This window comes from Pseudomonas sp. B35(2017) (genome assembly GCF_002113645.1).
In the GTDB taxonomy this organism is placed as follows: Bacteria; Pseudomonadota; Gammaproteobacteria; order Pseudomonadales; family Pseudomonadaceae; genus Aquipseudomonas; species Aquipseudomonas ekonensis.
This window is the reverse complement of sequence record NZ_NEIZ01000014.1, coordinates 149,032-159,491: the sequence shown is the minus strand read 5'-3', so window position 1 is coordinate 159,491 and position 10,460 is coordinate 149,032. Positions and strand designations below refer to the sequence as shown.

Genomic DNA, 10,460 nt, shown 5'->3' with positions numbered 1-10,460 from the left:
GACCCCGACCAGCCGCTGGTCACCGGCTGCCTGTACCACAAGGAAAACGTCGTCCCCTACGACCTGCCCGCGAACAAGACCCGCAGCACCTTCAAGACCTTGAGCTCCCCCGGCGGCAAGGGCTACAACGAGCTGCGCATCGAAGACCGCAAGGGCGCCGAGCAGATCTACCTGCACGCCCAGCGCGACTGGGACGAGAACATCGAGCACGACCAAAGGATCCGCATCGGCAACGAACGGCACGACACCGTCGAGGCCAACGCCTACAGCGAGTTCAAGGTCGAGGAACACCGCATCACCCACCTGGACCGCAAGAGCGAAATGCGCGCCGATGACCACCTCACCGTCGCAGTGACCCGGCACGTCAAGGTCGGCACCGGACAGTTCGTCGAGGCCGGCACCGAGATCCACTACCACGCCGGCGAAAAGGTCGTGGTCGAGGGCGGCATGGAACTGACGGCCAAGGCCGGCGGCAGTTTCGTGAAGGTGGATGCGGGTGGGGTGACCATCAGCGGGGCCGAGGTGAAGGCCAATACCGGCGGGGCGCCGGGGGTGGGAAGCGGGATTGCGATCCTGGCGCCCGTCATCCCGTGGGCAGCGGACCGGGATAAAAACGGGCAACTGCTGAAGCCCGCCACGGTTGCCGGGCCGCCCGAGGCGCCTTTACCTGCCCCCACGATCGCCGAACGCAAGCAGGCCCGCCTTCAACGCCAGAACAGCCAGGCCCTGACCCTCAAGCGTGCGGCCGAAAACGGCACGCCTTTCTGTGAGGTCTGCTCATGACCAACGCCCTGCCTGAGTTGGATCTGGGTCTGATGACATGGCTCATGGGCGAGTTGTGGCACGAGGGCGTTCACCCCGGCGCACCGCAGGTCTACGCCTTGCTCGACGGTGGCCGAGACGAACGGATCGAACCCATGGTCCGTTCAAGCGGGGCGGAATTCACCTGCCTGTATGCCGGCAAGCTCGAACCGGCGCTGTCCGCCGTCGCCCCCTACCTGGTTCATCTCGATCCGCACCAGCCGTTCACCGGCGCACTGCTGGATGCCGGCTGGGGAGCCAGTTGGGGCTATTTTGTCGTTGCGCCGGCGGACGTCTCCCTTCGCCAGTTACGACGTCACTTTCGAACCTTGCTCAAGGTCGAGGATTTCACAGGCAACCCGCTGGTGTTCCGCTTTTACGATCCGAGGGTGCTGCGCGCGTACTTGCCCACCTGCCTGCCGGAGGAACGTTCCGCGCTCTTCGGCCCTTGCAGGCGGTTCATCGCGGAAACCGCAACGCCCGGTTCGCTGATTGCCTATCCAGCCGTTGCCTCTGCCGATGCCGGCGGGCATGTGCGTGCGCTGCCGTCGTTCAAATGAAGCGGGCGGCCGCTCAGCGTCCGTAATCTGCAATGCCCGTTCGCCGCGTTTCATGCAGGCTGCATGAAGGCCCTTTGCGACTGGAGCCTGCAACCCACTGATTCGCTTGCCGCTTTCCTCAGCGCCGGTTTGGCACGCCCTGTGCGATGAATCAGCAATCACGCCTGTGATCCATCCACCACCATAGGGTAAGCGCCATGAACGCCATCGACCTCCTTAAAGCCGACCACGAACGCGTCAAGGACATCCTCGCTCGCTTGAGCGAATCGACGGAGCGGGCCTTGAAAAAACGCACCGAACTGCTGAGCAAACTGGAGACGGAAATCTCCATCCATACGCGCCTGGAAGAGGACATCCTCTATCCGGCCTTCAAGCAGGCCGGCAGCAAAGAACAGGACGTGATGTATTTCGAAGCCAAGGAGGAACACCGCACCGTCGATAGCCTGGTGTTGCCCGACCTCAAAGCCACCGACCCAGGAACGCCCGAATTCGCCGGCCGAGTGAAGGTGGTGCGCGAGCTGCTGGAGCATCACATCGAAGAAGAGGAAAAGGAAATGTTTCCCCAGGCCAGAAAACTTCTGGGCAAAGCCGCGCTGGATGAGCTGGGCGTGGAGATGGAAACCCTGAAAGGCAAGCTCAAGAAAGAGATGGCCACCGAGCACGTTGCGGCATGAGCCTAAGTCGCGAACGCTCCGTCATCGTCCAGGACGATCCGGCAGCAAAGGGGGCTGAGGATGGGCAGTGATGTGCGCATCGGCCTATCAGGCTGGCGCTATGCCCCTTGGCGAGGCGATTTCTATCCCGAAGGCCTTATTCAAAGGAAAGAACTCGCCTACGCTTCGCGGGCCGTCAACAGCATCGAAATCAACGGCTCGTTCTATGCCCTGCAAACGCCCGAGCGGTACGCGCAATGGGCGCAGCAGACCCCGGACGGCTTCGTGTTCAGCGTCAAGGCGCCCCGCTTCATCACCCACGTCAAACGCCTGCGGGACATCGAAGAGCCTTTGGCCAACTTCTTTGCGTCAGGTGTGCTCGCGCTGCGCCGTAAGCTGGGGCCGATCTTGTGGCAGTTTCCGCCCAGCTTCAAGTTCGACGAAACCCTGTTCGACGAATTTCTCCGGCAATTGCCCCACACCAGCAACGCCGCCAAGCGCCTGGCGAAACACAGCCAGGAACGCCTGCACAAAGAAGGCTACCTGGAGAGCACCGCCGGATTGGCCATGCGCCACGCGGTGGAAATCCGCAACGACAGTTTCCTGTCCCCGGCCTTCATTGACCTGTTACGCCGGCATGGCGTTGCGCTGGTGGTGGCCGACACCGCCGGCAAGTGGCCCTGCATCGAAGACCTGACCGGCGACTTCGTCTACCTGCGACTGCATGGCGACAAGAAGCTATACAGCAGCGGGTATTCGGAAAAGGCCCTGAAGCGCTGGCGTGAACGCATCGATCTCTGGCGTCAGGGAAAGCAGCCCGACGACGCCCGGCTGGTGCAGCACAAGGCTGGCAGGCGGCGCAGGTCGCGGGATGTCTTCTGCTATTTCGACAACGACATCAAGGTGCGGGCCCCCTATGACGCCTACCGGCTGCTGCAGATGCTCGACCTGGCCGGTCAGTTGTCCGTCACGCCCGGCAAGTTGCCGGACGACGATCCCACGCTCTCATGAGGCCGCGGCCCTGCGTCGGCGCAATGCCGATCCCTTGGCCTCCATCCTTGAACGTCTACCCTCAAGACCACCGCGCAATGGCACAATCCCCTCATCTTGACGCCTTCGGAGGCCACAATGCTTCGCGTGTTTGAACGAATGCTGGATCCTTTCCCACCCGATGAGGCACCGCCTCCGCCGGTAGGCCTGGCCCGTTTCCTGTGGGCCTGCACGCACGGCGCCCGGGGCTATGTCCTTGCGCTCGCCCTGCTGAGCGCCGGCGTGTCGGTGTACGAGGCTTGGCTGTTCGCCTTCCTCGGGCAAGTGGTGGATCTGCTCGCCACCTGGCAGGCCGGCGGCGCGGTGAGCGACCAGGAAACGCAAGTGCTGTGGGGCATCGGCATCGTGCTGCTCACCAGCGTCGGGCTGGTGGCCCTGCGCACGATGGTGCAGCACCAGATACTGGCGATCAATCTGCCGCTGAGACTGCGCTGGGACTTCCACCGGCTGATGCTGCGCCAGAGCCTTTCATTCTTCGCCGATGAGTTCGCCGGCCGTGTCACGACCAAGGTGATGCAGACGGCGTTGTCCGTGCGGGAAGTCTTGTTCACCGTCATCGAAATCGCCCCCGGCATCGGGGTCTACTTCATTGCGATCATCGCCCTGGCCGGCGGCTTCGATCTCAAGCTCATGCTGCCGTTCATCGCGTGGGTGGCCCTGTTCGGGCTGGCCATGCTGTATTTCGTGCCGCGCCTGGGGCAAGTCGGACAGGAGCAGGCCCATGCCCGGTCTTCGATGACAGGACGGGTTTCGGACGCCTACAGCAACATCACCACCGTCAAGCTGTTCTCCCACTCCAAACGGGAGGCCCATTTCGCCCGCGCGGCGATGGAGGACTTCAAGCAGACCGGGTTTCGCCAAATGCGCCTGGTCAGCCAGTTCGAGATCGTCAACCAGGCGTTGGTGGTGGCGCTGATACTCGGCGCCGGCGGTTATTCGCTGTGGCTGTGGCACCACGGCGAGGTCGGCACCGGGGCGGTCGCCGCCATCACCGCCATGGCGTTGCGCATCAATGGCATGTCGCATTGGATCATGTGGCAAATGACGTCGCTGTTCGAAAACATCGGCACCGTTCAAGACGGCATGGCCACCCTGACCCGCGGACCTAAGGTGCAAGATGCGCCGAACGCCGGCGTGCTGGTGCCCTTCGGCGGCGCGGTGACCTTCGACAAGGTGCGTTTCACCTACAACGGCGAGCGCCAGGTGTTCGACGGATTGAGCCTGAGCATCCGTCCCGGCGAAAAGATCGGCCTGGTGGGCCGCTCCGGCGCCGGCAAGTCCACGCTGATCAATCTGCTGCTGCGTTTCCATGACGTCGACAGCGGCGAGATCCGCATCGACGGGCAGAACATCGCCAAGGTCACCCAGGACAGCCTGCGCAGCGCCATCGGCATGGTCACGCAAGACACCTCCCTGCTCCATCGCTCCATCCGCGACAACATCGCCTACGGCCGCCCGGACGCGACCGATGAGCAAATCCACCTGGCCGCAGCCAACGCCCAGGCCGATGGTTTCATCCGCCAGCTGAGCGACCGGCAAGGCCACACCGGCTACGACACACTGGTGGGCGAGCGCGGCATCAAGCTGTCCGGCGGCCAGCGCCAGCGCATCGCAATTGCCCGCGTGATGCTGAAGAACGCCCCGATCCTGTTGCTCGACGAGGCCACGAGCGCCCTGGATTCGGAAGTCGAAGTCGCCATCCAGGAAAGCCTCGACGAGATGATGCAGGGCAAGACCGTCATCGCCATCGCCCACCGGCTGTCCACCATCGCGGCCATGGATCGCCTGATTGTCATGGACGAGGGACGTATCGTCGAACAAGGCACCCACGCCGAACTGCTCGAGCGGAACGGCATCTATGCCCGGCTTTGGCAGCATCAGAGCGGTGGGTTCCTGGGTGAAGACCAAGGGTTGGCGCAGGCGATGGAATAGATGAGCGATCAGCGGCTCAGGAACTTCACAAAAATCAGTTCCGGGTCGCCCGGATCGAGATTCTCGACGACGCCGCTCGCCTGAAACCCGGACTGCGCCAACAACTGGCGCATGGGGCCGTTCGACGCATTGGTTGACGTGAAGATCTTCTCAGCGCCTGTGATGCGCTCCAAATGGGCCACGATCTGCCGCCCGACCCCGGAGCGCCGGTGGGCGCCGGAAACCATCACCAGCGAAATGAACCATTGCCCGAAGAAGCCCCGGTTCAGGCAGCCATAGCCAACCGGAGCGCTCGCATCATGGGATCCGAGGGCAACCCAGCACTCGGACGAGCCCACGGCCGTTTCGATCAATGCGCGGCGGCCGGCATCGCTTGCCGCCAGCGGATCGAGGCGGTAGAGGCTCTCCAGATCGCCCGGTAACGCTTGCCTGATGACCCTGTGCATGATCGTTTCCCTCCGGTTGGATAGGCGCCGGCAAATGATGGAGACATGGCCATTTCCCGGTCATCCCGTCATGGCCATGTACCCTTCTCCGACTCAAGCCTCCTGCCGAGCCACCAGGGGCTCAGTCGACAGCCTCGGCCATGAATGATTGGGCGATGGCCGATACGTCCTGGTCGCCATGCCCCATGGATTGCGCGCGCTGGGCCAGTTGGCACACAGCGTCGAAGAGCGGGGTACGGGCACCGCACGCGTGCATAGACTCGGCAATGTACCCGAACGCGCCTACGTGCACATCGAGCGTCGCCTGATCGCCCGCGAAATCTTGCTCCTCGATCCGGCGCACTGCGTCTGAAAGCGCATCGGAGACGAAAAACCGCGAAGCATCGGACAGAAGCCGAGCCGTCTTCGCGGCGGACATTCCAAAAGGCCGGCTCGCGCCTACGGCTTCGTAAAAGGCGACCATCGCGGCAAATGAGTACGCGTGGAGCATGGTCGCAAACGCCAGCGCTTCGTCCCAGGGAAGAAACACCGCGTTTCCGCTGAGCGCTTTCAGTAACTCTCGGTGTTGCTCGAAAGCATCATGCTCGCCGGTGTAGATGCAATAGCTTTCGGGATTCCCGACATTGCGCGGATACGCCACGATCATGCCTTTGACGTAACGGCCGCCCGCGCGATTGACGAGTGCCTGAAGCGACAGGCCGTCCTCTCTCGAGCCCGTTGAGAAATTGACGATAGTACGGTTGTCGAGCGCACGACTCATGCCATCCGCCCCAAGAAGCTCGTGTACTGCGGCGTCGTCCAAAAGCACGAGCACTGCAACGGGGCTCGCCGCCAGGGCGGCTTCTGCAGACTCACAGAGGTGGGCGCCGGCGGCGACGAGCGTCTCAGCCTTGCCTGGCGAACGATTCCAGACCGCCACGCGTTTCCCTTGCTTGAGAAACGCCCGCACCATAATCGTCCCCATAGCCCCAAGGCCCAGGACGGACACATCAAAGCCGGATTGAGAGTTGCCACTGTCGCGCACGATATTGTCCCCTTTGTCTATGCATGCTCTGTGGTTACGGAGTTGCTGAACATGATCAACCGATCAAGTCAGATGATAAAAAGCAAGCGATGTGCCAGATCTCAACGGATCAAGGCAGAGGATGGGAATCAAGTACTTACGCTTTAACGGGCGAGGTAGGCTGGTACATTCATACCCAATGCGCATCGGCTACGTCGGCGGAGTGCGACCACATGGGTATTTTTGAAGCGATCGTTGGCGAATGATGTCCACAGCCTGGCAGCCGGAAAAAGTCAGGCTTACGAAGTGAATTGTGGAAACACGTTCTTTTTTGCGGAACAAAAACAAAAAGGCTTGCGTGAGAAATCTCACGCAAGCCTTTGATTTGTATGGTGCCCGAAGCCGGAATCGAACCGGCACGCCCTTACGAGCGGGGGATTTTAAGTCCCATGCGTCTACCAGTTTCGCCATTCGGGCGGTAGCGCGGTGTCGCTGTGTGTCTTTGCCCTTCTCCCGGTTCGGCAGAAAGAGCGGTTGCACAGCAGACGGGGAAATATATACATCACTTCCCTGTGAAGCAAGTTGGCATAAGCCGTTTTCAGGTCTGAATGTTGCCAGCGCTGAAAATAAAAAAGCTCCGTAAATCATGGATCTACGGAGCTTATTTAAAGTGGAGGCCGAGGTCGGAATCGAACCGGCGTAGGTGGATTTGCAATCCACTGCATAACCATTTTGCTACTCGGCCTCAAAACATTTGCTGTCTAGTAGCACAACAACAAACGTGTACAAATTGGAGCGGGAAACGAGACTCGAACTCGCGACCCCGACCTTGGCAAGGTCGTGCTCTACCAACTGAGCTATTCCCGCTTGGTGTGGCGCATTCTATAGATTTAAGAAGCGCCGTCAACCCTTTGATTCAAAAAAGTTTTATTTTTTTTCCACATCGGTCTTCAGGTGCGGCCAGGCAGCCCGCAGGTACTGAACCATCGACCACAGCGTCAGGCCGGCGGAGACCATCAGCAACGCATAGCCCAGCAGGACCCAGAAGCTGAAGTCCTTCGGGTTGGCCAGCAGGATCACCAGCGCGAGCATCTGCGCGGCGGTTTTCCATTTGCCCAGGTTCGAGACGGCGACATGGGCGCGGGCGCCCAGTTCCGCCATCCACTCGCGCAGTGCCGAGACGACGATTTCGCGGCCGATGATGACGGCGGCCGGCAGCGTCAGCCAGAAGTTGCCGTGTTCCTGCACCAGCAGCACCAGGGCTACCGCCACCATGAGCTTGTCCGCCACCGGATCGAGGAACGCCCCGAACGGTGTGCTTTGCTTCAGGCGGCGAGCCAGGTACCCGTCAAGCCAGTCGGTTGCCGCAGCGAAGGCGAACACCGAGCTCGAGGCCAGGTAGCTCCACTGGTAAGGCAAATAGAACAGCAGAATGAAGATCGGGATGAGCAGGACGCGGAGTACGGTGATCAGGTTCGGGATATTCATCGACACAACTGGCTACGAGGTGAATGGGCATATTACTCACTATGCAGGTTCGCATAAATCGACTCTGCAAGCTTTTTGCTGATGCCCGGTGCTTTGGCGATTTCTTCGATGCTTGCACGAGACAGCTCCTGCAATCCACCAAAATGTTTCAGCAAGTCGCGGCGGCGGGTCGGCCCCACCCCGGCGACACCTTCCAGCGTCGAGGTGCGCCGGGCCTTGCCGCGCCGGGCCCGGTGGCCGGTGATCGCAAACCGGTGGGCCTCGTCGCGGATCTGCTGGATCAGGTGCAGCGCCGGCGAGTCGCCGCGCAAGGTGAACTCATGCGCCGCATCATTCAGATACAAAGTCTCGAAACCCGCCTTGCGGGTCGCACCCTTGGCCACCCCGAGCAGGATCAGGTCCGGCACGGCCAGTTCGTTGAGCACATCGCGGGCCATCGACAGCTGCCCCTTGCCGCCGTCCACCAGCAGGATGTCCGGCAGCTTGCCCTCCCCCTCCTTCAGCTTGCTGAAGCGCCGGGTCAGGGCCTGGTGCATGGCGGCATAATCGTCACCGGCCGTCACGCCTTCGATGTTGTAGCGCCGGTAGTCCGACTTGATCGCCCCCTCGGGGCCGAACACCACGCAGGAGGCGACGGTGGCCTCGCCGCTGGAATGGCTGATGTCGTAGCACTCCAGGCGCTGCGGCGGTTCGTCCAGGTTCAGCACATCGGCCAAGGCCTCGAAGCGTGCGGCGACATGCTGCCGGTTGGCCAGCCTCGCGCCCAGGGCCTGCTCCGCGTTGGTCACCGCCAGTTGCTGCCAGCGCGCCCGCGTGCCGCGCACACGGTGGCTGATGGTCAGCTCCCGGCCGCGCAGCGTGTGGATCGCCTCGATCAGCGCCGGGAAGTCGTCGTGCATCACGTTGACGATCAGCTCGCTCGGCAGGTCGCGCTCCGGGCTGCTGATGAAATACTGGCCCAGGAACGCCGACATGACCTCGGAGACATCCTCCTCGATCCCGACCTGGGGAAAGAAGTTCTTGCTGCCCAGCACCCGCCCGCCCCGCACGCTGATCAGGTGCACGCATGCGCCGCCCGGGTTGACGAAGGCGGCGATGACATCGATGTCGCCGGTGCCGCCCTCCATGCTCTGCTGGTCCTGAACCCGGCGCAGCAGCGCTATCTGGTCACGCAGCTCGGCCGCATGTTCGAACTCCAGATTGATCGCCGCCTCTTCCATCGCCGTGGACAGCTCATTGGTCAACGCATGGCTGCGCCCTTCAAGGAACATCACCGAGTGGCGCACGTCTTCGGCGTACACCTGCGGCTCGACCAGCCCGACGCAAGGTGCCTTGCAACGTTTGATCTGGTACTGCAGGCACGGACGGGTGCGGTTTTTGTAGTAGCTGTCCTCGCACTGACGGACGAAGAACGTCTTCTGCAGCAGGCTGAGGCTTTCGCGGATCGCGCCGGCGCTGGGATAGGGGCCGAAGTACTTGCCCTTGGCCTTCTTGGCGCCGCGATGGATGCTCAGCCGCGGAAACGGGCCGTCCGACAGGAACACGTAGGGATAGGACTTGTCGTCGCGCAACAGGATGTTGTACGGCGGCCGCCATTCCTTGATCAGCGTCTGCTCAAGCAGCAGCGCCTCGGTTTCGTTGGCGGTGATGGTCGTCTCGACCTGGGCGATGCGGCCCACCAGCGCAGCGGTCTTCGGTGCGAGGCCGGTCTTGCGGAAATAGCTGGCCAAGCGCTTTTTCAGGTTCTTGGCCTTGCCGACGTACAGCAGGCGCGCGTCGCTGTCGAACATGCGGTACACGCCGGGGCGCCCGCTGACGGTCGACAGGAAGGCGCCGGAATCGAATGGGTCGGCCATGGTCAGAGGCTGGCGTCCACCATGCCGTGACGAACCGCCAGCAGCGTCAGCTCGACATCGCTGCTGATCGAAAGCTTCTCGAAGATGCGGTAACGGTAGGTGTTGACGGTTTTGGGCGACAGGCACAGCTTGTCGGAAATGATCTGAACCTTCTGACAACCGACGATCATCAACGCGATCTGGATCTCACGCTCGGACAGGGCGTCGAACGGCGAGTCGTTGGTGGGCTGAAAGGACTTGATCGCCAGTTGCTGGGCAATCTGCGGGCTGATGTAGCGCTGACCGGCGAACACCAGGCGAATGGCCTGCACCATTTCCGCAAGGCCCGCGCCCTTGGTCAGGTAACCGGCGGCCCCTGCCTGGAGCAACCGCGTCGGAAACGGGTCTTCCTCGCACACGGTCACCGCGACCACCTTGATGTCCGGATGGCTGCGCAGCAGCTTGCGCGTGGCTTCCAGGCCGCCGATGCCGGGCATCTTGACGTCCATCAGCACCACATCGGGCTTCAGTTCCCGGGCCTTGATCAGGGACTCTTCCCCGGACTCGGCCTGGCCAACCACCTGCAGGCCATCGATATCGGCCAGCATCCGTGTAATGCCTGTACGAACGAGATCATGGTCATCGACCACTAGCACCCTAATCAAGCAGACACCTCGCGAAACGGTCTTATT

9 protein-coding genes, 3 tRNA genes and 1 pseudogene are annotated in these 10,460 nt (G+C 62.0%); 5 read left to right on the top strand and 8 right to left on the bottom strand.

Annotated elements, in window-relative coordinates:
• The 5 genes and pseudogenes from CAG41_RS21195 to CAG41_RS21175 form a co-directional block, all read left to right on the top strand.
• Window positions 1-783, top strand: a pseudogene (locus CAG41_RS21195) (type VI secretion system tip protein VgrG); the annotation flags it as partial.
• Window positions 780-1,361 carry a DUF4123 domain-containing protein gene (locus tag CAG41_RS21190; protein ID WP_085707445.1) on the top strand — a complete coding sequence of 194 codons (582 nt, stop codon included), beginning with the start codon at window positions 780-782 and terminating at the stop codon, window positions 1,359-1,361. The pseudogene CAG41_RS21195 and the gene CAG41_RS21190, both read left to right, overlap by 4 nt.
• A gap of 197 nt (window positions 1,362-1,558) precedes the next feature.
• Window positions 1,559-2,035, top strand: coding sequence for a hemerythrin domain-containing protein (locus CAG41_RS21185; RefSeq protein ID WP_085639967.1), 477 nt, complete (start codon window positions 1,559-1,561; stop codon window positions 2,033-2,035).
• A gap of 60 nt (window positions 2,036-2,095) precedes the next feature.
• Window positions 2,096-3,025, top strand: coding sequence for a DUF72 domain-containing protein (locus tag CAG41_RS21180; protein WP_085707444.1), 930 nt, complete (start codon window positions 2,096-2,098; stop codon window positions 3,023-3,025).
• 117 nt (window positions 3,026-3,142) lie between these two features.
• Window positions 3,143-4,996, top strand: a complete 1,854-nt coding sequence (locus CAG41_RS21175) for an ABC transporter ATP-binding protein (RefSeq protein ID WP_085707443.1) — start codon at window positions 3,143-3,145, stop codon at window positions 4,994-4,996.
• 8 nt (window positions 4,997-5,004) lie between these two features.
• On the opposite strand, the gene CAG41_RS21170 is transcribed toward CAG41_RS21175, so the two are convergent.
• From CAG41_RS21170 to uvrY, 8 genes are all read right to left on the bottom strand, one after another.
• Complete coding sequence (locus CAG41_RS21170) at window positions 5,005-5,442, bottom strand: GNAT family N-acetyltransferase (RefSeq protein ID WP_085707442.1); 438 nt, start codon at window positions 5,440-5,442, stop codon at window positions 5,005-5,007.
• 121 nt (window positions 5,443-5,563) lie between these two features.
• On the bottom strand, window positions 5,564-6,466 hold the full coding sequence (locus CAG41_RS21165; protein ID WP_256582629.1) for an NAD(P)-dependent oxidoreductase: 903 nt from the start codon (window positions 6,464-6,466) through the stop codon (window positions 5,564-5,566).
• Window positions 6,467-6,835: 369 nt separating this feature from the next.
• Window positions 6,836-6,922, bottom strand: a tRNA-Leu gene (locus tag CAG41_RS21160).
• Window positions 6,923-7,116: 194 nt separating this feature from the next.
• Window positions 7,117-7,190: transfer RNA gene (locus CAG41_RS21155), tRNA-Cys, on the bottom strand.
• Window positions 7,191-7,236: 46 nt separating this feature from the next.
• Window positions 7,237-7,312: transfer RNA gene (locus CAG41_RS21150), tRNA-Gly, on the bottom strand.
• Between the two features lie 60 nt (window positions 7,313-7,372).
• Window positions 7,373-7,933 (bottom strand): CDP-diacylglycerol--glycerol-3-phosphate 3-phosphatidyltransferase, encoded by a 561-nt coding sequence (pgsA, locus tag CAG41_RS21145; protein ID WP_085582590.1) that lies wholly within the window; start codon window positions 7,931-7,933, stop codon window positions 7,373-7,375.
• A gap of 32 nt (window positions 7,934-7,965) precedes the next feature.
• Window positions 7,966-9,789: an excinuclease ABC subunit UvrC gene (gene uvrC / locus CAG41_RS21140; RefSeq protein ID WP_085656485.1), complete on the bottom strand. Its 1,824-nt coding sequence runs from the start codon at window positions 9,787-9,789 to the stop codon at window positions 7,966-7,968.
• Window positions 9,790-9,791: 2 nt separating this feature from the next.
• Complete coding sequence (gene uvrY, locus CAG41_RS21135) at window positions 9,792-10,433, bottom strand: UvrY/SirA/GacA family response regulator transcription factor (protein ID WP_085582564.1); 642 nt, start codon at window positions 10,431-10,433, stop codon at window positions 9,792-9,794.
• Between the last annotated feature and the right edge of the window lie 27 nt (window positions 10,434-10,460).

Excerpts from the sequence above, each read along its gene's own strand:
- CAG41_RS21190 (WP_085707445.1), top strand. The coding sequence starts at position 780 with ATGACCAACGCCCTGCCTGAGTTGGATCTGGGTCTGATGACATGGCTC.
- CAG41_RS21185 (WP_085639967.1), top strand. The coding sequence starts at position 1,559 with ATGAACGCCATCGACCTCCTTAAAGCCGACCACGAACGCGTCAAGGAC.
- CAG41_RS21180 (WP_085707444.1), top strand. The coding sequence starts at position 2,096 with ATGGGCAGTGATGTGCGCATCGGCCTATCAGGCTGGCGCTATGCCCCT.
- CAG41_RS21175 (WP_085707443.1), top strand. The coding sequence starts at position 3,143 with ATGCTTCGCGTGTTTGAACGAATGCTGGATCCTTTCCCACCCGATGAG.
- CAG41_RS21170 (WP_085707442.1), bottom strand. The coding sequence starts at position 5,442 with ATGCACAGGGTCATCAGGCAAGCGTTACCGGGCGATCTGGAGAGCCTC.
- pgsA (WP_085582590.1), bottom strand. The coding sequence starts at position 7,933 with ATGAATATCCCGAACCTGATCACCGTACTCCGCGTCCTGCTCATCCCG.
- uvrC (WP_085656485.1), bottom strand. The coding sequence starts at position 9,789 with ATGGCCGACCCATTCGATTCCGGCGCCTTCCTGTCGACCGTCAGCGGG.